At 69.2% G+C, this 23,058-nt stretch carries 22 protein-coding genes; 12 read left to right on the top strand and 10 right to left on the bottom strand.

Features of this window, described 5'->3' with window-relative positions; all coding sequences use genetic code 11:
• Positions 1-34: 34 nt before the first annotated feature.
• From RY94_RS12120 to RY94_RS12105, 4 genes are all read right to left on the bottom strand, one after another.
• Complete coding sequence (locus tag RY94_RS12120) at positions 35-1,573, bottom strand: DUF4389 domain-containing protein (protein ID WP_231554518.1); 1,539 nt, start codon at positions 1,571-1,573, stop codon at positions 35-37.
• A 75-nt stretch (positions 1,574-1,648) separates the two neighbouring features.
• Positions 1,649-1,867, bottom strand: a complete 219-nt coding sequence (locus tag RY94_RS12115) for a hypothetical protein (RefSeq protein ID WP_156135162.1) — start codon at positions 1,865-1,867, stop codon at positions 1,649-1,651.
• Positions 1,868-2,096: 229 nt separating this feature from the next.
• A complete protein-coding gene (locus tag RY94_RS12110; RefSeq protein WP_043445397.1) occupies positions 2,097-3,233 on the bottom strand; it encodes a lycopene cyclase family protein in 1,137 nt (378 codons plus the stop codon).
• 83 nt (positions 3,234-3,316) lie between these two features.
• Positions 3,317-3,811, bottom strand: a complete 495-nt coding sequence (locus RY94_RS12105; protein WP_043445395.1) for a universal stress protein — start codon at positions 3,809-3,811, stop codon at positions 3,317-3,319.
• 534 nt (positions 3,812-4,345) lie between these two features.
• Here RY94_RS12105 and RY94_RS17460 point away from each other — a divergent pair.
• Together RY94_RS17460 and RY94_RS12100 are read left to right on the top strand one after the other, a co-directional pair.
• The gene (locus RY94_RS17460) at positions 4,346-4,522 is read left to right on the top strand and encodes a CsbD family protein (protein ID WP_082046314.1); all 177 of its coding nucleotides are present in this window, start codon (positions 4,346-4,348) and stop codon (positions 4,520-4,522) included.
• A 104-nt stretch (positions 4,523-4,626) separates the two neighbouring features.
• Positions 4,627-5,682, top strand: a complete 1,056-nt coding sequence (locus RY94_RS12100) for a PDDEXK nuclease domain-containing protein (protein WP_043445393.1) — start codon at positions 4,627-4,629, stop codon at positions 5,680-5,682.
• Between the two features lie 468 nt (positions 5,683-6,150).
• On the opposite strand, the gene RY94_RS12095 is transcribed toward RY94_RS12100, so the two are convergent.
• Positions 6,151-6,546, bottom strand: a complete 396-nt coding sequence (locus RY94_RS12095; RefSeq protein WP_043445392.1) for a hypothetical protein — start codon at positions 6,544-6,546, stop codon at positions 6,151-6,153.
• A gap of 142 nt (positions 6,547-6,688) precedes the next feature.
• Here RY94_RS12095 and RY94_RS12090 point away from each other — a divergent pair, with 142 nt between their 5' ends.
• Positions 6,689-6,889 (top strand): AsnC family protein, encoded by a 201-nt coding sequence (locus RY94_RS12090; RefSeq protein ID WP_442853450.1) that lies wholly within the window; start codon positions 6,689-6,691, stop codon positions 6,887-6,889.
• A 68-nt stretch (positions 6,890-6,957) separates the two neighbouring features.
• On the opposite strand, the gene RY94_RS12085 is transcribed toward RY94_RS12090, so the two are convergent.
• A complete protein-coding gene (locus RY94_RS12085; RefSeq protein WP_231554517.1) occupies positions 6,958-7,821 on the bottom strand; it encodes an alpha/beta fold hydrolase in 864 nt (287 codons plus the stop codon).
• Between the two features lie 323 nt (positions 7,822-8,144).
• On the opposite strand from RY94_RS12085, the gene cls reads away from it, so the two are divergent.
• From cls to RY94_RS16930, 4 genes are all read left to right on the top strand, one after another.
• Entirely contained in the window at positions 8,145-9,629 is a 1,485-nt protein-coding gene (gene cls / locus RY94_RS12080; protein ID WP_043445388.1) for a cardiolipin synthase, read from the top strand.
• 101 nt (positions 9,630-9,730) lie between these two features.
• Positions 9,731-9,949 (top strand): hypothetical protein, encoded by a 219-nt coding sequence (locus tag RY94_RS12075; RefSeq protein ID WP_043445386.1) that lies wholly within the window; start codon positions 9,731-9,733, stop codon positions 9,947-9,949.
• 11 nt (positions 9,950-9,960) lie between these two features.
• On the top strand, positions 9,961-10,416 hold the full coding sequence (locus tag RY94_RS16935) for a Clp protease N-terminal domain-containing protein (RefSeq protein ID WP_052274299.1): 456 nt from the start codon (positions 9,961-9,963) through the stop codon (positions 10,414-10,416).
• A 451-nt stretch (positions 10,417-10,867) separates the two neighbouring features.
• Positions 10,868-11,803 carry an alpha/beta hydrolase gene (locus tag RY94_RS16930; RefSeq protein WP_197060670.1) on the top strand — a complete coding sequence of 312 codons (936 nt, stop codon included), beginning with the start codon at positions 10,868-10,870 and terminating at the stop codon, positions 11,801-11,803.
• Here RY94_RS16930 and RY94_RS12060 read toward each other — a convergent pair.
• Positions 11,793-14,180 (bottom strand): ATP-binding cassette domain-containing protein, encoded by a 2,388-nt coding sequence (locus RY94_RS12060; RefSeq protein ID WP_043445384.1) that lies wholly within the window; start codon positions 14,178-14,180, stop codon positions 11,793-11,795. The genes RY94_RS16930 and RY94_RS12060 overlap by 11 nt on opposite strands.
• A 164-nt stretch (positions 14,181-14,344) precedes the next feature.
• Here RY94_RS12060 and def point away from each other — a divergent pair, with 164 nt between their 5' ends.
• Positions 14,345-15,001 (top strand): peptide deformylase, encoded by a 657-nt coding sequence (def, locus tag RY94_RS12055; RefSeq protein WP_082046313.1) that lies wholly within the window; start codon positions 14,345-14,347, stop codon positions 14,999-15,001.
• A 19-nt stretch (positions 15,002-15,020) separates the two neighbouring features.
• On the opposite strand, the gene RY94_RS12050 is transcribed toward def, so the two are convergent.
• Entirely contained in the window at positions 15,021-17,066 is a 2,046-nt protein-coding gene (locus RY94_RS12050; RefSeq protein ID WP_043445382.1) for a S9 family peptidase, read from the bottom strand.
• A 72-nt stretch (positions 17,067-17,138) separates the two neighbouring features.
• Here RY94_RS12050 and RY94_RS12045 point away from each other — a divergent pair, with 72 nt between their 5' ends.
• The 4 genes from RY94_RS12045 to RY94_RS12030 all read left to right on the top strand — a co-directional run bounded on the left by RY94_RS12045 (position 17,139) and on the right by RY94_RS12030 (position 20,166).
• Complete coding sequence (locus RY94_RS12045) at positions 17,139-18,029, top strand: putative RNA methyltransferase (RefSeq protein WP_082046312.1); 891 nt, start codon at positions 17,139-17,141, stop codon at positions 18,027-18,029.
• 103 nt (positions 18,030-18,132) lie between these two features.
• Entirely contained in the window at positions 18,133-18,609 is a 477-nt protein-coding gene (locus tag RY94_RS12040) for an NfeD family protein (protein ID WP_043445380.1), read from the top strand.
• 72 nt (positions 18,610-18,681) lie between these two features.
• Positions 18,682-19,614 (top strand): SPFH domain-containing protein, encoded by a 933-nt coding sequence (locus tag RY94_RS12035; protein WP_043445378.1) that lies wholly within the window; start codon positions 18,682-18,684, stop codon positions 19,612-19,614.
• A 204-nt stretch (positions 19,615-19,818) separates the two neighbouring features.
• Positions 19,819-20,166: an RNA polymerase-binding protein RbpA gene (locus RY94_RS12030; protein WP_043445375.1), complete on the top strand. Its 348-nt coding sequence runs from the start codon at positions 19,819-19,821 to the stop codon at positions 20,164-20,166.
• 67 nt (positions 20,167-20,233) lie between these two features.
• Here RY94_RS12030 and RY94_RS12025 read toward each other — a convergent pair whose 3' ends face one another.
• Both RY94_RS12025 and RY94_RS12020 read right to left on the bottom strand, forming a co-directional pair.
• Positions 20,234-20,959: a polyprenol monophosphomannose synthase gene (locus RY94_RS12025; protein WP_043445373.1), complete on the bottom strand. Its 726-nt coding sequence runs from the start codon at positions 20,957-20,959 to the stop codon at positions 20,234-20,236.
• Between the two features lie 411 nt (positions 20,960-21,370).
• Positions 21,371-23,011, bottom strand: a complete 1,641-nt coding sequence (locus tag RY94_RS12020; RefSeq protein ID WP_043445372.1) for an amidohydrolase — start codon at positions 23,009-23,011, stop codon at positions 21,371-21,373.
• Positions 23,012-23,058: the final 47 nt, after the last annotated feature.

The following is a 23,058-nucleotide window of genomic DNA, read 5'->3' as shown; positions in this document are numbered from 1 at the left end:
TCGTGATTCGTCGGGTGGGGGATGTCGCGCACGATCAGGAGCCGGGCGGACGGGGCGGAGGCGCCTTCATCCCCACGGTTTCCCACCCACCGGTCTCGCGTGGCCGGGCCTCCGTCTCCTCCGGCCCCTGATCCAGGCGGAACGGGGGATATTCGTCGCGCAGCAGGAACACGTAGGCTGCCACGCGGTACGTCCAGCGGTGGATCCCCACCACCAGGCCGAAGAGCGGCGCGGGGTAGCGCGCCGTGAACAGGAGGGCGACCCCGGCAATGATCACCAGCAGACCCAGCAGAGACGGTGCGGTGGTCCTGATCAGGTCGCCGGACCCCGGTGCGACGACGACGGTGGTGGTCGCGGCACCCGTCAAGGCGGCGACGATCAGGAGGTGCGGGAGGGCCAGCAGCCACCACTTCACGAGGACGAGGCCGCGGTGGAGCCGGGACGGGTAGGGGACCTCGAAATCGGCTGGATAGTCCGGGGTACGGGCGAGGGTGAAGGGCGGATACAGGTCCGTCCCGAGCGCGGAGGCGTAGAACTGCACCCGCCACGTCCAGCGGAAGACGCCCACGGTGAAGGCGAACAGGCCGGCCGGGTAGCGGCCCGTGAACAGGATGACGACGCCGGCGGCCACCGTGCTCACGAAGCACGAGGTCCAGAGCAGCCACAGCACCACGAGGTGCGGGATGACGAGGAACCACTTCACCAGCCACAGCCACCGCGAGAGTCCGGGTTGCAGGTAGCCCGTGAGCCGCGCCGGGTAGGGCAGGAAGTCACGGATGGGATCAGCCGACGCGGTGTGGTGGGCGTCCTCGGCCGGCCCTCCACGCCGGTCCCCGCCGGCAGCCAGGGAGGGGTCGAGCCCTTTGCCGAGCGCGTTCGCCCCGATCAGCAGGAGGGGGACGCCGACCAGCACCAGAAGGCCCGCCACCAGGAGCAGCGTCATACCGACGGGCCCGAAGAGGCTCGACCGGACACCCGCCTGGAGGTCCACGGCGCCGTTCTGGCTGCCGTCGGCGTTCATCACCACGACGGCCCAGCTCCCGGAGCGCACGTCCACGGAGATCACCTGCGTCCCGGTGCCGGAAGCCGACGCCGTCCAGAACGTCTGTTCGGCGGGCGGGGCCGGAACCGAGGAGCCCGGGATCTCACGGTATGCGGCGCGGAAGGGGTCGGTCCGTACCTCGATCAGTTCTGTGTGCTGCACGGACGACAGGTATGCGTCGACGTCGGCCTGTCTGGCCACGCCGACGAAGACCTCCTTCGTGCTCGGTACGCCTGTGGCCTTCAGCTGGACGGTTGCGATACCGGGGAGGGCGCCCTCCCCGGTATCCAGCCGGATGTCCTGAGGCTGGGTGGTGAGTGAGTAGGAGCCGTACTCGAAGCGTTCCGTGGAGGTGTTCAGGAATTGCCCTTCCCGCTGGAACCCGGCGAGAGCGCTGATGAGCAGACCGCCGAATGCCAGGCCCCCTGCTACCGAGACGAGCAGAGCGCCGACCAGGACCATGACCAGCGGACCTGCCCGCATGGGCGTCCGAGCGGGAGGGGGAGTGGTGCTCAACGAACTCGAACTCATGGCGGGCGTCCTCCGTGGTGGTGCCTGGATGAGGAAGGAGCAGCCCTCACACCGGCACGGGCGCGAGCTTCTGGGTCACTCCTTGGAGGGGAGCGGGTGCGTTTCCCGATATTTCTGGATGTGCAGGGCGAGCTTCCGCTCTGCTTCCCGCCGACGCTCCATGAGGCGTTTGAGGTCGGAGCCGGTGGGCCTGAGACCGATGGTCCTGAACGTGTCGTCTTCGGTGGAGGGATCGAGGTGGATCGGGGGTGTCGCGGGCATTGGTGGGGCGATCGGGCGCTCTGTCGAGCTCATTCATCTGTCCTTTGTTCGCTCGTGAAGTGGCTGCCGACCGGCGGATGCTTCCCGTGTGCTTCCTGCCGGCGTCGCACGACGACCACTCCCGAAAGGGTTGCGTCCCAGTGTCCTGCGGGGTGGGTCGGCCCTGTAGGGACTTTCGTCACCATTGCGGCCGCCACCGCGTCGCTGAGGAGAGCCCGAGGCGCACTGCGCGATCCGACATGAGGCCGGACGCGTCCGGGAGTCACAGCCAGAGGCGCGGGCGCAGGAGCATCCGGACCGGCATGGCTCCGAGGAGTTCGCGTTCCTGCAGCGGGGTGGTGCGTTCGTCGAGGAAGTCGAGGATCAGATCGACGTCCAGCGCTGCGAATGCGGCCCTCATGAAGCGGACCGCCGCTTCGGGGTCGTGCAGCCACATCCTGAGGACGGGCTTGTCGTAGACGTGGAAGCGGCGCGACGGCTCGGGGCTGCGTGGCGATCCTGTCGCGGCGAACGACGACGCCACATGCTCGGCCTGGTGGAGTATGCGGGTGAAGCCGTACCCGGTCGTGGCCTTGATGATCCCGGAGGCCGTACCCACATACAGGTGCCGTCCCCGCGACGCCTGGCGATGCAGGCCGAGCGGGATCGCCCCCCGTTGAACGGTCAGCGTGGAGAAGTCCGTCACGCCGCGGGTGCTGCGCAGATACTCCGCGGCCGCCGTTTCGAAGGGCCCGCCCATGGCTGGTGTATCGCCGCGCGTGATTCTCGTCGTCTCGACGAAGGCTTCGCGTGCGGACACCGGCAGGAGGCAATGGAAGCGGGCGGGGTGCTCACCGTCGCTCGACCTGAAGTCCATGAAGGTGGCGACCGCCGGGTCGAAGGAGTCGTGCACGGTCCGGACCTGTCTGATCTCGCCGGTCATGAGCAGGGGAGGGGCCACTCCGGACGGAGGGGCGGTGCTGTCGCAACAGTGCGAGGCGGTGAAGGAGCGGCCGTCGGTGAGCGTCACCGCGACCCGGTCCGTCCTGACATGGATCCGGGCGGCGTGGGCGTCGAGGCGCGTGATGCGCGGATCGGCATCGATCACCTGATCCAGGGAGCGGAAGATCCTCTGTGAGGAGGTCAGGGACAGGGTGTGGCGATCGAGCGACAGCCTGCGCAATCCCGTGGCTGTATCGACGGCGAGCGTCGTGTAGCTCGCTGACGGGGTCAGGTTCAGTGGCAGCACGCCGTCGTACCAGTAGACGATGGAACGGTGCTGATAGTGGCGGCTGTCGTCGACGAGGAGGATCCGCACGTCATCCAGACCCGGTTGCCTGCTGAGGAAATAGGCGAGGCTCCGTCCGGCGAGACCACCGCCGGCGAGGATGATGTCGAAGTCCGGCGGTTCACGACTCACGGGGGCCGGCGTCCGTGCTCACCCGGCAGCCCACGCGTGCGTCAGGACGCAGCGGCGACGCCGGGGGAGCGGTGACACGTACGTCAAGCGTCTGCGTCTTCGGCCACTTTGCCGGCAGCCGGCTTGTCCTGTGACGCCGGTTCTTCAGCCACCTGGGGAATCACCAGGACGGGACAGTGGGCGTGCGAGACGCAACTGGCGCTCACGGACCCCAGGAGCAGCCCCCGGAATGTCCCGTGACCTCTCCGCCCCACGATGAGCAGGGCGGCATCGCGGGAGGCCTGAACGAGCGCCTTGCCGGGATGGGCGAAGACCACCGTGGTCTCGAGGCCGTTCGGGACGTTCCCTCCGTAGGCCTTCGCGACGGCGTGCTCCAGGTGAATCTTCGCGGCGTCGGCGAACTCACTGGTGCCGAGCGGGACGTACCCGGGGTACTCGGCCGGGTAGTCCCACGCCGCGACCGCCAGGATCGTCGCGTCGAAGGCGGGGGCCAGCCGCTGGGCGTAACGCAACGCCTCGACGGACTGCTGCGAACCATCGACACCGACGACGATTCGCGGGGCGGCTGCTGTGCTCATGGAGTGTCTCCTCAGGCTTGCTGCGATCAGGTGGTCCTGCTGCCTGAAGCGTGCCCACCGGCCGCAGTGGACGATAGGGCCTTTCGTCCTATGGGGAGCAGGGGGCCGTGCTGCAAGGACGGAGGGTCGCACCGGCGGTCCGATGCACGCCTGAATCAGGGACCAAAGACCCTGATGGGGTCGGAGGTTCCCAGCAACAATTGGCGGGTGACCTGCATCTCATCGGACAGCGCGGATCGTCCAGCCGTGATGCGAGCCCCAAGCACAGTCTGGTGCGGGAGTTCGTGGCGCGGACATGTGACGGAGTCCCATATCGCCGGTGAAAGGATCACAGGGGAGCACCAGCCGGCAACCACCAGGTGACGTCCCGAGAAGTCCAGGACCATTTTGCGCGTCGCATTCCTGCGCGACCGCGAACCGGCCGGTTCAGGGTCACTCATCGTTACGGAACGGGCAAGCATCCAGCCCCTGCCTGCGCGCAAAAGGCTCTGCCTACCGATAAGCGGCCGGGCCTGTACGCCGAAGGAGAAGTCGATGAGTCTGGGCGACAAGATCAAGAATGCAGCACGGAAGCTTTCAGGCCGGGCCAAGGAAGCCACGGGCAAGGCGACAGGCAATGAGCGACTCGAGACGGAGGGCAAAAGGGATCAGGTCAAGGCGGACCTGAGGCAGGCGGCCGAGAAGGTGAGGGACGCCTTCCGGAAGCGCTGACGGCCGGGCGTGGGGTGAACCCGCATGAGTCCCGCCCGGAGCACCCGTCAGGCGATCCTCAGTGCGTGGAAAAGGACGCCCACGAGTCCGACTAGGGTTGCTTCATGCCCCAGCTCGAGCCCGGCCTTCCCGAAGATTACGCCGGCACCGTCACGGCTCTGAAGGCGCTGGTCCGGGAAGCCCAGCATCATGCGCAGCGTGTCGTGAATACCGCGATGATCGAGCTGTACTGGAACATCGGACGGTCCATTCTGGAGAGGCAGGCGGACGAACCGTGGGGGAGTAGGGTCCTGGACCGTCTGGCGCGGGACCTGAAGGCGGAGTTCCCGCACATGAGGGGTTTCTCCCGGACGAACCTGTACAACATGCGTGCCTTCGCAGCGGCTTGGGGCAACTCGACACCGATTGTCCAGACGCCGTCTGGACAATTGAGCTGGAGCCACAACGTCACCCTTCTGAACAAGGTGGACAACCACGAGCTACGCACCTGGTACGCGCTACGTGCTGCCCGGCACGGCTGGTCCGTGGCCGTGCTGGAACACCAGATCCTCACCGATCTCCACGCTCGGGTAGGTGCAGCCCCGAACAACCTCGAAGCGCGGCTGCCCAGCGAAGGCACAGACCTGGCACGGGAAGTGGCCAAGGACCCGTTGGTGCTCGACTTCCTCGGCCTGACCGAGGAAGCCCAGGAACACGCCATCGAGGAGGCGATGACCCTGCGGATGGCCCAGACCCTGGCCGAGTTCGGACCGGGCTTCGCGTTCGTCGGGCGTCAACATCACCTGAACATCGACGGCGACGACTTCTACATCGACCTGCTGCTCTACCACGTTCCCTCCGACCGCTACGTGGTCGTGGAGCTCAAGGCCGGCAAGTTCAAACCGGAGAACCTGGGCCAGCTCAATTTCTACGTCGCGGCCGTCAACGACATCCTGCGACTCTCACGGCAGGCGCCGACCGTCGGTATCCTCGTGTGCGGGTCCAAGAGCGACCGAGTCGTACGCTACGCACTCGAGGGCTCCACACAACCCCTGGCCGTCACGTCCTACACCTATGAAGCACTTCCGGCCGACGAGCGGGCTTCGCTGCCATCGCCGGCCGCCATCACCGCTGCACTGGAGCACGAACAGCCAGATGCTCCCGAATCCCGGAATCCCTGATCGACGGAGGTGATACCGAGCCGAAGAATGCACGGGCCAGTGCCGGGCTCACCGTTCGACGACTCGGGACCAGGCGCCCGGCAACCGACCGAGGGGGAGTCGTATCACCGGGTCCAGGTCCGCAGATCCTGCGACGGAATCTCCTCTAGTTGACATAATGTAGATTATCGGCGAATTGGGCGGGTTGCCGGAGCGGGGGTTCCGAACCTCGGATCTTCCGGTCGCACCAGCCATGGCGCGCCCACCACGACTGTCGCCGACGTCGTGTTCAGCGTCGGCATTCGAGACGGCCCGAGTGCCACTCGACCTACGAGCTTTCACCGACCGGCCACGGCCAGGCCGGGATTCCACCGGTGGATGCCGGACACGTCGTGGACGTCGGGACCCGGAAACCGGGACGCCAGACAACGGTGCTTGTCTTTCCGCGATCGTTCATGCGCCACGACGCCTACGGGAACCCGTCGGTGATCATCGATGGTCGCCCGACGTCAGGATGATCCCGCCCGGCATGCCGAGACAGCACCCCGTCCAGAGTGCTCCCCCAGCCATTCCGAGGACAGGAACAGTGGAGGAAAGACCGGCAAGAACCAGGCTTCCGCCGATGATGGTGACTCCCATTGATAGAGCGGAAACTGTGTCCGACCTCCAGTGGGTCACACCTCCGATTCCTGCGGCACGGACGATCAGAACCACGGCGTTCGTCACCGATACGGATGCGCCGAATTCGGGCGTCCGGTTGATGCGGAGCAGCAGCATCAGGACGCCGGGGACGATCATCGCGAGCCGGTAATACCAGTCCGGGGTCACTCCTTCCTGTAGCTCCGCGCTCTTCTGCTGCTCGAACCTCCTGATGTGTGTACCCACATTTCGTTGGTGTAGGAGTGTGCCGAGGGGGTCTTTTGCCTCATTGCACCTTGAGCGGAACTGATTCACGGCACTTCGACGAGCCGTCCCATTGCCTGCAACTCCGTTCGTCAACTATCGTTGACTAATGGAGGTGGACAGGATGAAGACGCTTGTCGGATCGATGGATGGCAAGGGGCCGGCGGAAGCGCTGCGGATCGTCGCCGAGCTTCAGCGGGAGGTGGCGCGCAGCGAGGCCGGGCTCGTCCGCAGTGCCCGCCAGGCCGGGTTGTCCTGGGAGGCCATCGCACAGAGCCTCGGGGTGTCCAAGCAGGCCGTCCACAAGAGGTACGGCCGGCAGTAGCCCCGCCGATCCCCCGCGTCGCAGTGGATCGGCCCGGTCACGCCGTCGGGCCGAGAGCCCTGCACCGGCTACCGTGTTCGTGGTTTGTGGTGCGGATGGAGGGTCCCGCGATGAATCTCGTAGGAGTGGGAGCGCCCGGGCTCATCGGGATCGTCGACGATCGGTTGATCTGCCATGAACTGGCGGATGACGTGGGCCAGTTCGCCGGGGTTGCTGAAATTGATCGCGTGCGCCGCCCCTTCGATGATGACCACGAGGACGTGGTTGTCCGTGCTGCTCGCAACTTCTCGAATCCGGTCAGGGTTCGGCATCAGCGGATCCCTGTCGCCGATGACCACCAGGGTCGGGACCTTCAAGGCCAGCAGACGATCGAGCGACGGGTACCGGGTGAGGGCGCGGAACATCCTGACGGTGCTGGGAACACCGAACCTGAGGTAGTCCGGGGCTGCCACGCGGATCATCCCGACCGGCTCGCGTGTGCCGTCGCGGGCCAGCTGCCGCACGGCACGCCGTAGCGGCTGGTTGTTCACTCCCCCGGCCGGTGAGACGAGGACGGCCCGGTCAAGGCGCTCGGGATAGCGGTAGGCGAACTCGCAGATGACCGGACAGCCCATCGAATTGCCGACGAGCGTGGCCGACGTGACCTGCCGGTCATCGAGGAACCTGGCGGCCGCGTGCGCGAGATCCGGCACGTCGAGAGGGTCGATCGGCTTGCCGCTGCGTCCGAACCCTGGAAGGTCGGGAACGAGCGTGTGGAATTCGTCGCTGAGACGTTCCGCCGTCGGCAGGAGGTACCGCCCGGACAGGCCGAAGCCGTGGACGTGCATCATGACGGGCGCATCGGGTGGGGCGGGCGATTCCCGGTAGAAGACGTCGACCCCATCGATCGTCGTCCACCGTTCCGCGAGTGCCGAGGCCGCATGCCTGGGCACTCGGCGTCCCCGACGCTGGAACCTGGGTCGGCCTGGCACGTTGGTCGTCATGTCGCCTCCGGGGGTGAGGGAAGGGCGGAAGGGTCTCGAGGATCGGCGCGGAAGCGAGCGCGGCAGTCACGGTAGCGGGAAGAACCCGGCCCGGCGCAGCCCCGAAGCCCTGCCCCTCGCGGATCGCCGGCCATCATGCGTCGACGGTAGCGCCCGGGCAGGCGTCCCACGTCATTCCCCGAGGGTGATGTGGAAGGCCGGGCAGCGCCCTACCGTTGACCGATGACCCCCCGACGGCGATACCTCATCACTGACCGCGCAAGGGCAGACTGATGGATCCGGTACTCAGCACGAACCTCGCGTGGATCATCGGGGTGCTCACACACCTTGTTGTCTGCGTCGCCGCGCTCATCGTGATCCCCAAGCGGCGCAAGCCCACGGCAGCCATGGCGTGGATTCTCACCATCGTGATGCTCCCGGTCATCGGCGTGGTGCTCTACCTGGTGATCGGCTCGCCCAAGCTCCCGAAGCGACGCCGTGCGGAACAGAACCGCATCACCGCCCTGATCGCTGCCGCCGCTGAAGGACTTGACCTGACCCCGCAACGGGACAGCTGGCCGGAGTGGTTCGCCAATGTCACCCGACAGAACCAGTTGCTCGGCGGCATCCCGGTCGTCGGCGGCAACACCGGCACTCTCCTCGGCGACTATCGGCAATCCATCCAGTCCATGGCCGCGGAGATCGACACTGCAGAGCGGTTCGTGCATGTGGAGTTCTTCGTCGTGTCCTTCGACGACACGACGAAGAGTTTTTTCGCAGCCATGGAAGCCGCCGTCGGCCGTGGCGTGACGGTACGCCTGCTCGCCGACCATGTCTCCTCCGCGAGGATCGCGCACAGCAAGGAGACCTTCGCTGAACTCGACCGCATCGGCGTGCACTGGAGCTACATGCTGCCGGTGATGCCCTTCAAGGGGAAGTATCAACGGCCCGACCTCCGCAACCACCGGAAGCTCGTGGTGGTCGACGGTCGGGTCGGCTTCATGGGCTCCCAGAACCTGATCGATCGCAGCTACAACGCTCCGAAGAACATCAGACGCGGCCTGCAGTGGCAGGAGCTGGTGACGCGGCTCGAGGGACCGGTGGTGACGAGCCTGAACGCCGTGTTCCTCTCGGACTGGCTGACCGAGACCGGGGAGCAACTCGACCCGGCGTCGCCGACCGCGAATCTGCCGATTCGCTCTGCCGTCTTCGACCGGTCCCCGGATGCGATCGAATGTCAGGTGGTCCCGAGCGGCCCGTCCTACGAGACCGAGAACAACCTGCGCCTGTTCCTGTCCCTGCTGTACGGGGCGTCGAAACGAGCGATCATCACGAGCCCCTACTTCGTCCCCGACGAGGCGATGATGTATGCCATCACCTCAGCCTGCCAGCGCGGCCTCGACGTCCAGCTCTTCGTCTCGGAGATCGGCGATCAGGGTCCGGTGTTCCATGCCCAGCGTTCCTACTACGGAGAGCTCCTCGACGCCGGTGTGCGAATCTTCAGATACCCGGCGCCGTACATCCTGCATGCGAAGCATGTGTCGATCGACGACGACATCGCGGTCATCGGGTCCAGCAACATGGACATCCGTTCCTTCAACCTGGATCTCGAGGTCTCACTCCTGGTGCGCGGTCGCGTCTTCGTGCAGCGGATGCGCGACGTCGAGGAGAACTACCGATCCGTCTCCAGCGAGTTGACCCGTGAGGAGTGGGCGCGGGAGCCGCTCTCGTCGACCTCCCTGGACGGCGTTGCGCGGCTGACGTCGGCCCTGGAGTAGCAGGCGGCCACTCCCCCGTTCCGCTCCGGCGGGTTCCCCGGCCGGTATCCGCCTCATCACCACGTGTTGACAGAACCACAGCATCAACTTATGTTGATGGAATGGATCTCGCGTCGACGCCTCCTCCCGACAGGCCGGCGGACGCTCTCGCCGCTGTCGTCGCCCTCCGGCGCCTCGCCGTGTCGCTCGAGCGGTCGGCGGTCGACGAGGCCCTGGCCCAGGGATGGACGTGGGCCCAGATCGGTGCCGCGCTGAATCTCACTGCACAGGCGGCGCACAAGAGACTCTCCCCCGGCCGTCGCCGACCCTCCGACGACTGAACAGGATCATCATGGGCATCAGAACCGCAGTCTCCGACGTCTCCTTCATGACGTCGCTCTTCACCGCAGCAGAACGCGTCGCGCATGAACTGGGAGACCCGGTGATGGGCTCCGAACACCTGGTCATCGCCGCGCTGGACCTCGACCGCTCCGACCTCGGCTCCCTCCCGCTCGATGCGCCGCGTTTCCGCGACGCGGTCGTCGCCGTGCATGCCGAGGCCCTGGGATCCCTCGGCCTCGCAGGAACCAGTACTCCCATCGACACCCACCCGCGGGGTGTCCTCCACGGCACTGCATCCGCCCAGGCGGTGTTCCAGGACGCACGAAAACGCGCCCGGGATCGGCGAGCGCCTCTGCGCGCCGTCGATATCGTCGCGGCGGCCGCACGTCTCGAGTACGGGACCACAGCACGGGCCATCGACCGTCTCGGGATCAGGCGTGCCGACCTGGAGGCCCTCGCCCGGTAGTGCGTGGTCGGGAACCGCGTACGCCCCGGGGACGAGATCCGCGGGAGGACGCAGGTCGTGGGGCCCGGTACGTACACTCGGGCGATGGACGGAGATCCCCTGATGGCCTCGCACCACCCCGGTCCACCACGGACGGGACGCCTCGGCCGGCTGGTGGCAGGCGCGTCGGGTGCGGGTCTCTTGGTCGCCCTGGTGCTGGTGGCCGCTCCCTTCATCCCGGCGACGGAAAGCGGCGTGACGGGAGCCCTGCTGTTGGGCTTCGCGTCCGGGTGGGCCCTGGTGGCCGTCCTGTCGGTGAGATTCTCCGACCAGCCGCAGCGGTGGGCCGCGGTCCCGGCGGTGTTCATGGGCCTGGGCGGTCTGCTCCTGGTCCTGTTCGGAGACCCGATGCGGGAGGTGCTCGCCTGGCTGTGGCCCCCCCGCCCTCCTGGTGCTCATGGTGTGGACGGCCATGAGGATCCGCCGGCAGCTCCGGAGCAGGGCTGCTCGCACGCTGCTCTACCCCGTGATCGTGCTGCTGGTCCTCGCGTCACTGACCGGTGGGTACGAGACCGTGCGTGGCGCCGTTCGCGCAGGGAGCACCCCCGGGCAGGGCCGGCTGATCGACGTCGACGGTCACCGCCTGTACCTGCACTGCACCGGGTCCGGCGGGCCCACCGTGGTGATCGAACCGGGCGCGGGCCTGACGTCGTCGGACCTGGCCCTGATCTCCCCCGCCGTGGCCCGTGAAACCCGGGTCTGCGTCTACGACCGGGCGGGGCGGGGGTGGAGCGACCCCTCCGACGCCCCGCAGGACGGCGCACGGATCGCCACCGACCTGCACACGCTGCTGCAGCGCGGGGACGAGCCCGGGCCCTACGTGCTGGCAGGCCATTCCTTCGGGGGCCTGTACGCCCTCACCTTCGCCGCCCGCTACCCCGAGGAGGCAGCCGGGCTGGTGCTGATCGATTCGACGGCGCCTGCAGCGGACCCGCCGCCCGGCCCCGCTCCCACCGCGGATCCCGATGACACGATGCAGCGGATCTCCGCGCTCGTCGCCACCGGAGGACGGCTCGGCCTCGGCCGGCTCCTCGGCGTGGATTCGGCCGACCACCTGCGGAGCACCGTCGACGAGTACCTCCTCGCCGGGTTCTCGGTGGATCAGGCTGCGGCCCTGCGGACCTTCGACGACAAGCCCCTGGTCGTGCTGTCCGCGGGCCGGGGGGCGAGGCCGGGGTGGGCGGCCTCGCAGGACGCGCTCGCCGCGCTGTCGAGCACCTCGCTGCACCGCGTCGTCGGCGGGGCGACGCACGGCTCGCTGATCGACGACGATGACGACGCCGCGGAGACCGCCCGGGGGATCCTCGACGCCGTCTCGGCGGTCCGCGAGCGCGACGCTAGGCCGTGACGTACTCCGCCAGGTGCTGCCCGGTGAGGGTCGGCCGGGCGGCGACGAGATCGGCCGGCGTGCCCTCGAAGACGATCGTGCCGCCGTCGTGACCGGCCCCCGGGCCCATGTCGATGATCCAGTCCGCGTGCGCCATGACGGCCTGGTGGTGCTCGATGACGATGACGGACTTCCCGGCGTCCACCAGGCGGTCCAGCAGGCCCAGCAGGTTCTCGACGTCGGCGAGGTGCAGCCCCGCGGTGGGCTCGTCCAGGACCAGGATGCCGCCCTTCTCGCCCATGTGGGTGGCGAGCTTCAGGCGCTGGCGCTCGCCGCCCGACAGCGTCGTCAGCGGCTGTCCGAGGCTCAGGTACCCCAGCCCGACGTCGGACAGTCGCCGAAGGATCGCCGCGGCGGCGGGCACCTTCGACGCGCCGGCCCCGAAGAACGCGGCGGCGTCGGAGACAGGCATCGACAGGACCTCGCTGATGTCCTTGCCGCCCAGCGTGTACTCGAGCACTTCGGCCAGGAACCGCTTGCCGTCGCAGACCTCGCAGGTCGTCGCGACGCCCGCCATCATGGCGAGGTCCGTGAAAATGACCCCTGCACCGTTGCAGGTGGGGCATGCGCCCGCGGAGTTGGCACTGAACAGGGCAGGCTTCACGCCGTTGGCCTTGGCGAACGCCTTGCGGATGGGCTCGAGCATCCCGGTGTAGGTGGCCGGGTTGCTGCGGCGCGAGCCCTTGATGGCCGCCTGGTCCACGGCGACCACGCCGTCCCGCCCGGAGACCGACCCGTGGATGAGCGAGCTCTTGCCGGATCCCGCCACCCCCGTGACGACGCACAGGACGCCCAGCGGGATGTCGACGTCGACCTCGCGCACGTTGTGCGCCGTCGCCCCCCGGATCTCCAGCACGCCGTGCCGCGGCCTCACCGCGGACTTCAGCGCGGCGCGGTCGTCCAGGTGGCGCCCCGTGAGGGTGCCGCTGCGGCGCAGGCCCTCCAGGGACCCCTCGAAGCAGACGCTCCCTCCGGCCGTGCCCGCACCCGGGCCGAGGTCGACGACGTGATCGGCGATCGCGATCATCTCGGGCTTGTGCTCGACCACCAGTACCGTGTTGCCCTTGTCCCGCAGGCGGAGCAGCAGGTCGTTCATCCGCTGGATGTCGTGCGGGTGGAGGCCGATCGTCGGCTCGTCGAAGACGTACGTGACATCCGTGAGCGAGGACCCGAGATGACGGATCATCTTGGTCCGCTGGGACTCGCCCCCGGAGAGCGTGCCGGACGGTCGGTCGAGGCTGAGGTAGCCGAGCCCGATCTCCACGAAGGAGTCGAGGGTCTCCCCCAGCGCCGACAGCAGCGGTGCGACCGACGGTTCGTCGAGCCCCCGCACCCAGGCGGCGAGGTCGCTGATCTGGAGGGCGCACGCATCGGCGATGCTGATCCCGCCGATCGTCGAGGATCGGGCGGCCTCGCTCAGCCGGGTGCCGTGGCACGCCGGGCACCGGGTGAAGGTGATGGCGCGGTCCACGAACGCGCGGATGTGCGGCTGCATGGACTCGCGGTCCTTGGACAGCATCGACTTCTGGATCTTCGGGACCAGGCCCTCGTACGTGATGTTGATGCCGTCGACCTTGATCTTGGTCGGTTCCTTGTAGAGCAGGTCCTGCAGCTCGCGCTCGGTGAACTCGCGGATGGGCTTGTCCGCGTCGAAGAATCCGCAGCCGCCGTAGATCCTCCCGTACCAGCCCTCCATGCTGTACCCGGGGATGGTCAGTGCTCCCCCGGTGAGGGACTTGCTGTCGTCGTAGAGCTGGGTGAGGTCCACGTCCGTCACGGATCCCATCCCCTCGCAGCGCGGGCACATCCCCCCGGTCACGGTGAAGCTGCGGCGCTCCTTGACGGTGGTGCCGCCACGTTCCATCGTGACGGCACCGGCCCCGCTGATGGAGGCGACGTTGAAGGAGAAGGCCTGCGGTGAGCCGATCTGCGGCTGTCCCAGCCGGGAGAACACGATGCGCAGCATGGCATTGACGTCGGTGGCGGTCCCCACCGTGGACCGGGGATTGGCACCCATGCGCTCCTGGTCGACGATGATCGCCGTGGTCAGGCCCTCGAGCACGTCGACGTCGGGCCGGGCGAGCGTGGGCATGAAGCCCTGCAGGAACGCGCTGTACGTCTCGTTGATCATCCGCTGCGACTCGGCCGCGATGGTCCCGAACACCAGGGAGCTCTTGCCGGAGCCGGACACCCCGGTGAAGACCGAGAGCCGCCGCTTCGGGAGCTCGATCGTGATGTCCTTCAGGTTGTTCTCCCGCGCACCGCGGACCCGGATGAGGTCGTGGCTGTCCGCCGCGTGCGCAGCCGCATGCTCGACGTCGGTCGTGGTGGTGCTCATGGTGCCTCCAATGTCCGTGTGACCACGCGTGCCACCCCAGTACCCCTGCCGAACGCCGCGTCATCGGGACGGGCCCGGGCGCACCTCCGATTCTCGGTCCTCCCCGGGCCCCGGGCAATGGGCCGGGCACCCGTTCGTGTCCGCGTCTGTGCTTTGCTGGAGGGATGACCGCCGATGCCCTGCAGACCCTTGCCGCCGTCCCGCTGCCGCCGGAGGTGATCGCAGCCCACGTCGAGTCCGTGCTCGCCGCGGACCTCCCGCCGATCGTCGCCGCGGGCCACCCGGTCCTGCGCCGTCCGGCGCAGGACTACGACGGGCAGCTCGACGACGACACCCTGGCGCGTCTGATCGACACGATGCGCCGGGTCATGCACGCGGCGCCGGGCGTGGGCCTCGCCGCCCCGCAGATCGGCATCCCCCTGCGGATCGCCGTCCTCGAGGACCAGGGGGCCGCCGACCCGGTGGTCGCCGCGGCGCGATCCCGAGGCCCGCTGCCGTTCACCGTGCTCATCAACCCGCGCTACACGGCCGCGGGTGACGAGCTCGCCGGGTTCTACGAGGGCTGCCTCTCCGTGCCCGGCTACCAGGCCGTCGTCGAGCGCCCCCACCGCATCGAGGCGACGTACACGCAGCCGGACGGGCGCACGGTCACGGCGGGGTTCGAGGGCTGGCCGGCGCGGATCGTCCAGCACGAGACCGATCACCTCGACGGGATGCTCTACCTCGACCGCGCGATCCTGCGCTCGCTCACCGCCGACGAGGAGCACCCCCGGTGGGCCCACCCGACGATCGACGAGGCGCGGCGGGGCCTCGGCTTCTGACCCCGCCGCGCACGCGCTCCTACCCTGCGGCGACGGCCGAGGGGTTCGCCGTCGTGGGCAGGTACTTGGCCCACCAGCGGAGGATGTGCTCGAAGCGCTGCCGGCGGTGCCACGGCGAGCCCGACCGGGACAGTTCGTGCGTCTCCCCCGGGAACACGAGCAGCTCCGTCTCCACACCCTGCTTCTTCAGGGCCGTGTAGTACCGCTGGGCCTGCTCGATCGGGCACCGCAGGTCCTCCTCGGAGTGGATGACGAACGCGGGTGTCCGCACGTCGGCGATCCTCGCGAACGGGTTCTGCCCCGCGACGTGCGCCGGATCGGTGCCGGTGTACTCCTCCGAGAAGAACCAGCCGATGTCGGACGAGCCCACGAACGACGGCGGATCGAGGTAGCCCCGCTCGACGATGGCCGCCTGGAAGCGGTGATCGTTGGCGATGGTCCATGCCGTCAGGTAGCCGCCGTAGGAGCCGCCCATGACCCCGAGCCGCTCGCTGTCCAGCACGTCGAAGTCGGCGAGCGCTCCGTCGACGTAGGCGAGGACGTCGTCGAGGTCCACGGTGCCCATGGCCTCCTTGATCACGCGCGCATGGGCCTGGCCGTAGCCGGAGGCGCCGCGCGGGTTGCACAGCAGGACGGCGTAGCCGGCTGCCGCGTACACCTGCGCCTCGTCGAAGTACCCCCAGCCGTACTGGGCGAACGGTCCGCCGTGGATGACCAGGAGCACCGGGTGCGGTCCCTCCCCCTCGGGCAGGACGACCCACCCGTGCACGGGGGTGCCGTCGGGTGCGGTGTAGGTGCGTTCCTGCAGCTCACCGACGCGCGTGTCGGCCCGCAGGGCGGCCGAGAAGTCGGAGACGGTGCGCAGGGAGCCGCCCTCGACGACGGCGACGTCGCCGGAGGTCGAGGGGTCGGTGTAGGAGACGACGACGGCACCGCCGGTCGACGCGGCCCCGGTGACGACGGTGGGCCCGGTGACGAGGGTGTCGGACACCCCGTCGGCGGAGACGCGCAGGAGCTCACCGCTCCCGCGGGAGCGGTTGAACACGAGCACGGAATCGGGGCCGTCCGGCAGGATCTCCTGGACGTCGCCGAAGTCGATGGTCTCCGGATCGGTCAGGCGCCCGGCACCCCGGGGGTCCGCCAGCGGGAGGACGTACAGGGCCGTGTTGCGGGCCACGAAGTCCAGGCCCGACGGTGAGAGGTCCGAGGCGAGGAAGAACAGCGACGCGCCGTCGGCGCTCGGGCGCGGCGCCCCGCAGCCGAGGCGCGTGTCCCCGCCCAGATTCGTGAGCTGCCGGGAATCCCCACCCTCGAGGTCGATCTCGTGGACGTCGGCCACGAGCGTGGAGTCGGCGTCCGGCTGGAGTGCCGCGGTGAAGAAGATCCGGCGGCCGTCCGCGGAGAAGGCGGGCTCCACGTGGTCGGCGTCGGCCGTGGTCAGCTGGGTCGCCTTCGGGACGGCGCCCTCGTCCTCGAGGGCGCCCGGTCCGTCCGTGTGCTGCTGCTTCAGGCGGCCGACCGCCGGGACGAAGGGCTCCGCGTCCACATCGGGCACCGCCACCGTGAACAGCTGCGAGCGCTTGTCCGTGACATAGCCGAGACCGTTCATCCGGTACTTGTACTGCGTGACCAGGCGGGGATCCTCCAGCCCGGCACCGACGCCGTCGAGCGTCCCGTAGCGCCCGTGCTCGGGCACCCGCGCGGCGAAGACCACCGTCCGCGAGTCGGGGGAGATGTCGAAGCGGGCCACGCCGAGGGGCTGGTCCGTCACCTGGACGGGTTCCCCTCCCGAGGCACGCACGGCGAACAGCTGGGGCTTGCCGCCCGGCGCTGCGCGGAGGAACAGGAGGACCTCGCCGTCGGGCGAGTAGCGCGGTGCGGTGTCCCGGAAGCCGCGGGTCAGGCGACGGCGGGACCCGCCGTCGAGGGTGACCTCCCACAGTTGCCCGACGTACGCGTCGGCGCGGAGGTCGGGGCGGGTGGCTGCGACGACGAGGCGCGTGCCGTCGGGGTGGAGGGTCGGAGCGCCGGTGGTGGTCAGGAGTTCTATCTGGTCAGGTTTCACCCTCCCGATCAGACCCGAAATAGTGGCCTGAGTCAACGGGTAACGGCCTGTGTCCCTGCCTAGGATGGAACGATGCCCGCACTCCCCCAGCATCTCCTCACCTGCCCGGTCTGCGCGCTCGCGCTGCAGGACGTCGGCCGCGCCCTGGCCTGCGAGGGCGGGCACCGCTTCGACGCCGCACGCCAGGGCTACGTCAACCTGCTGACGGGCAGGGGCTCCCCGTTCGAGGGTGACACGGCCGGGATGGTCGAGGCGCGGGAGGCGTTCCTCGGCTCGGGCCACTACGCGCCACTGCGCGAGGCCGTGATCGCGGCCGCCCTGCGGGATGCGGAGGCGCCGGCGGTGGCGCTCGATGCCGGCGCGGGGACCGGCTACTACCTGGAGGGCCTCGCCGCAGCGGTGCCCGGTGTCGTCGCCGTCGCCCTCGACATCTCCAAGGTCGCCCTCCGCCGCGCGGCGCGGCGCCTCCCGGGCGGCGTCAGCATCGTCTGGGACGTCTGGCGGACGCTTCCCGTGGCCGACGCATCGGTGGACGTGCTGCTCAACGTGTTCGCGCCGCGGAACGCCGGGGAGTTCGTGCGGGTGCTGGTCCCTGGTGGCCGCCTCGTGGTGGTCACCCCTCGGCCGGGCCACCTCGCCGGCCTCGAGGAAGTGGGACCGCTCCTGTCCGTGCCGCCGCAGAAGGCCGACGACGTGCGGACCGCCTTCGACGGCGCCCTCGTGGAGACCGGCCGCGAGGACCTCGACTACACGATGTCCCTGCCATGGGACCTCGCACGGTCGGCGCTCGTGATGGGCCCCGCTGCGCGCCACCCGGGGACGGAGGGCACGACGACGGCCACCGGGCAGGGCGCCCCGCTGGAGGTCGCCGCGCGCTTCACCGTGCAGGTCCTCACCCGTCCCGGCCGGCCCCGGCGCGATCCCGGGCGCCTCCCGGTTCCCGCTGACGGCACGGATGGGTAACAACTCCGGCGTCGGTGCCACCGGACCCTAGGTTATGTCGGGCCCTTTTGCCATGATGGGAGTAGCGCCCGCATCAGGCGTGCCGCATGAAGGGGGTTGCTCGATGGACTGGATGATCGCCAACGGCTGGATCCTGTGGCTGGCACTGTTCCTGGTACTGGCCATCGTGGAGACCCTCACCCTCGACCTGCTCTTCATCATGCTCGCCGTCGGTGCGCTCGCCGCCCTGGTGGCCGACTTCGTCGGCGCGGGACCGGTCCTGCAGATCGTCGTCTTCGCCGTGGTGTCCCTCCTCATGATCCTGCTCGTCCGGCCCGTCGCGGTACGCCACCTCAAGAGGGGCCCGGCCGACCAGCTGAACAACATCGACCGCCTCGTGGGTGCCGCCGCCATCGCACTCGAGCCCGTGACGGCGCACTCCGGCACGGTCAAGATCGGCGGCGACACGTGGACGGCCCGGTCGGCCGACGGCGCCTCCCTGCCGGCCGGCACCCGCCTCGCCGTCGCGAGGATCGACGGGGCCACGGCCGTCGTCGAGCCCGCGCTCGAGCGCCCCAGCCCTCCGGTCGCCGAGCTGTGACCGCGCGCCGCTAGCTGTCCCGCTCTCCGGCCGATCGGCCGGGCGGAGCGCACCCACCACCGAAGGGGATACATGAACGCCTCCGCAGGAACGATCGGGCTCACCCTCGTACTGATCGTCCTCATCATCTTCGTCCTGGTCATCCTCGTGAAGTCCGTGCGGATCATCCCGCAGGCGCGCGCGGGCGTGGTCGAGCGTCTCGGCAAGTACCAGCGGACGCTGAATCCCGGACTCACGATCCTGATCCCGTTCGTCGACAGGCTGCTGCCGTTGCTCGACCTGCGCGAACAGGTGGTCTCCTTCCCGCCGCAGCCGGTGATCACCGAGGACAACCTCGTGGTGTCCATCGATACCGTGGTGTACTTCCAGGTCACCGACCCCCGCGCGGCCACCTACGAGATCGCCAACTACATCCAGGCCGTCGAGCAGCTGACGACGACGACCCTCCGGAACGTGGTCGGCGGGCTGAACCTCGAGGAGGCCCTGACCTCCCGCGACCAGATCAACGGCCAGCTCCGCGGCGTCCTCGACGAGGCGACGGGCCGGTGGGGCATCAGGGTGGGACGCGTGGAACTCAAGGCGATCGACCCGCCCCACTCCATCCAGGACTCCATGGAGAAGCAGATGCGCGCCGAGCGTGACCGCCGCGCAGCCATCCTCACCGCGGAGGGCACCAAGCAGTCCCAGATCCTCACCGCGGAGGGCCAGCGCCAGGCCGCGATCCTCGCAGCCGAAGGTGACGCGAAGGCGGCGATCCTCCGGGCGGACGGCGAGGCCCAGGCCATCCACAAGGTGTTCGACGCCATCCACAAGGGGAATCCGACGCAGAAGCTCCTCGCCTACCAGTACCTGCAGACCCTCCCCAAGCTCGCCGACGGCTCCGCGAACAAACTCTGGATCATCCCGAGCGAGGTCGGCGAGGCCCTGAAGGGCATCGGCAACGTCCTGGGCACCACCACGCCCGATTCGCCGTCGGACGGGCCGGAGCTGACAACCCGTACCTGAGCGGGCCCCTGTATAGTTAGCTGTTTGCCCGTGCGCCCCGAAGGAACAACCCCGGGGTACGCGGTGTTATGACAGACAGCTTCCGCGTCGCCTCCCGGCGGCGCATCCGTTCCGTGCCGGCGGCACGGGCAGGTCGATACGTCCGGCGAAACAGCAGCGGCAACGGTCCCCGGCGACGGGGGCAAGGGTTATGAGGAGAACAATATGAGCGATCGCAGCCTGCGTGGCATGCGCCTCGGTGCGCAGTCGATGGAAACGGAGTCCGGCGTCGAGCCCGCTCCCCGGCAGCGCGTGGAGTACCGGTGCGAGGACGGCGAGCGGGTCTTCGTGACGTTCTCCTCCGAGGCCGACATCCCGGCGACCTGGGTCTCGAAGACCGGCAAGGAAGCCCTCCTGGTCGACGGCGAGAAGCCCGACACCTCGAACGACAAGCCCGTGCGTACCCACTGGGACATGCTGCTGGAGCGCCGTTCGGTCGAGGAGCTGGAGCAGATCCTGCAGGATCGCCTGACGATCCTCCGCGAGCGTCGCGGGGAGCGCCGGTCCGCCTGACCCGGACACGGTTCCATGAAAAAGGCACCCGCCGCGGCGGGTGCCTTTTTCATGCGGTCGTCCGGTCTCAGGCCCGGCCGCTGAGCTTGGCCCAGCGCGCCCCGAGCCCCCACCGGGTCACATTGGCGATGGCCTCGAAGACGATGTTCCCGCTCATCTTCGAGTCCCCGAGCTCCCGCTCCACGAAGGTGATCGGCACCTCGACGATGGTCAGGCCCAGGCGGGCGACCCTGAAGGTCATGTCGACCTGGAATCCGTAGCCCACGGAGTCCACCGCCGAGAGGTCCAGTGCCTCCAGCGTGGAGCGGCGGAAGGCGCGGAACCCGGCGGTGATGTCGCGGACCGGCAGGCCCAGCATGAGCCGCGAGTAGGTGCTGCCGCCGCGCGAGAGGAGCTTCCGGTGCAGGGGCCAGTTGACGACGCTCCCGCCGCGGACCCAGCGGCTGCCGATCACGAGGTCGGCGCGGTGCACCGCGTCGAGGAGGCCCTGCAACTGCTCGGGCTTGTGGGAGCCGTCGGCGTCCATCTCGACGAGGACGTCGTAGTCCCGCTCCAGGCCCCAACGGAATCCGGCGATGTAGGCCGCGCCGAGGCCCTCCTTGCCCTTCCGGTGCAGCACGTGCACCTGGTCGTCGGCCGCGGCCGCGCGGTCGGCGAGGTCACCTGTGCCGTCCGGGCTGTTGTCGTCCACGATGAGCACGTCCGAGGCCGGGACGGCGGCGCGCAGGCGGGCCAGCGTCACCGGCAGCGACTCGATCTCGTTGTAGGTGGGAATGATCGTGACGACTCGCACGCAGGTGGGGCCTTTCCATCGGAATGCGCATCGCGCAGGAACTGCTCCGGATGCGGAGCCAGTCTGCAAGTATAGGCGACGGGCGCCGCTGGGCAGGGCAGTCGGGCAGGCCCCCGCGCCTTCGTACCGGTGCCCGCACGAATGCGGCCACCGTTTTCTACTGGCGTGTGGACCTGCCCTTTGAATGCCGGCCCCGACGGTATGGTCAACGCGCGCCAGAACAGAGGCCGATGCGTTGCGCTTGCGGAGACCGGCCAGGTTCCCTCCCGCAGGAGTTCCTCTAACCCGTTCTCAAGAGCTTACGTGCTGTGGAGGACGTGTCAACAACCCTCTGACCTGCGAAAACGTGTTTCGGTGCAGGTCAGGGGGCTGTTGGCTTTCGGCGACGGATGTGAGGCGCCGGGCTGGGCGTCAGGCGCCTGCGAAGCCCTCCGCCGCATACAGTCGGTGACCGTCGTGCACGGTCTCCAGGCATTCCGGAGCGTTCTCGGTATCGAGCGCCGGCAGGAGCGGGGTGCCTGCGCGGGGGTCGGTGCTCCAGGACTGCACCCGGTTGTCCGGGGTCTGCACCATCAGCTCGTCGACCTTCCAGACCGCGAAGGACGCGGGCGTCCCCGGCGCGAGCTGTCCCATCATGGGGCTGCGGCCGGCGAGCCGCCAGCTCGCGCGCGTGTGGGCGATGAACGCGGCCCGCGCCGAGATGTTCTCCGAGGCGTTGCTGTGGCGGAGGCACGCCCGCACCGACGCCCACGGATCGAGCGGGGTGACCGGGCTGTCGGAGCCCAGCGCCACGAGCACGCCGGCGGACAGGAGGGAGGCGAAGCGGTTCATGCCGGTGCGCCGCCGTCCCAGCCGCTGGGCGTACAGTCCGTCCTCGGCGCCCCAGAGGGCATCGAAGGCGGGCTGGCCACTGACGGCCACGCCGTAGTGCACCAGTGCGGCGATCGCGGCGTCGTCGGCGAGTTCGACGTGTTCCAGGCGGTGGCGGGCGCGGCGGACCTCCTCCACGCCCAGTTCCCGCGCGGTCCGCTCGAGACCCTGCAGGACGACATCGAGCCCGGCGTCACCGATGACATGGAAGCCGGCCTGCACCGTCTCGGCCGTCGCGGCGAGCAGGTGGCCGGCGACGTCGTCCGCGCCCAGGTAGAGCGTGCCCCGGCTGTCCGGCGCGTCGCTGTACGGTTGGCGGAGCGCCGCGGTGCGGGATCCGATGGAGCCGTCGACGTTGAGATCCCCGGCGAGACCGGCGAGGCGTCCGCCGAAGCCCAGCATGAGTTCGCGCACCTCCTGCCGCGAGGACGTCAGCTGCGCCCAGTAGGGGATGACCTCGGGCAGGGGCAGCTCCCGTGCCGGGCCGTCGATCGAGAGCAGGGTCTCCAGGTCCTCGAGGGGCGCGATGTGCGGGGCGGCCATCTCCGTCAGTCCGACGTAGCCGCGGGAGGCGGCGTGGAGCAGCGCCGCCCGCTGGTAGGTGCGCCGCTGGTCCGTCGACAGGCTCCGGGTGGCCCGGCGGGCTGCTTCATGGGCATCCCGGACCACGAAGCCGTCGTCCCAGCCGTCCGTGCCCGCGAGGCCGAGTCCGGCCGCCAGCGCGCCCGAGACGGCAGCGGAATGGATGTCGGCACGCACGAGGTAGACGAGTGCGCCGTTGCCGGCGCGGTCGAGCTCCCCGGCGGTCGGCACCCGCTTCTCCGGCCACTGGGACTCGTCCCAGCCGAATCCGAGGATCGTGGAAGCACCGGAGGACGCCGCAGCGGACACCGCGTCGAGCAGCTCGTGCAGGGAACGGCACCCCGTGAGGTCGATCGACCCGAGGGCGATGCCCGTCTCCGTGGTGTGCGTGTGGGCGTCGACGAACCCGGGGGCGATGAGCGCGCCGTCGAGGTCCACGGTCCGGACATCCGGGCCGGTGAGGTTCGCGGCGGCGTGCTCGGTGCCGACCCACGCCACCGTCCCGCCGTCCACGAGCATGGCGGTGGCGAAGGGGTCGGCGGGGCTGTAGACCGACCCGTTGCGGTACAGGACGGGCAGGGGGCGCTCAGGAGTTGGCATGGCGGTGCTGGGTGGCTTTCTGTGGAGGGCGGGTCCGACGGCGGGGA

The organism is Arthrobacter sp. L77 (genome assembly GCF_000816565.1).
Lineage (GTDB): Bacteria > Actinomycetota > Actinomycetes > Actinomycetales > Micrococcaceae > Arthrobacter_D > Arthrobacter_D antioxidans.
The sequence above is the reverse complement of the archived record's forward strand: the minus strand, read 5'-3'. Positions and strand labels throughout refer to the sequence as shown.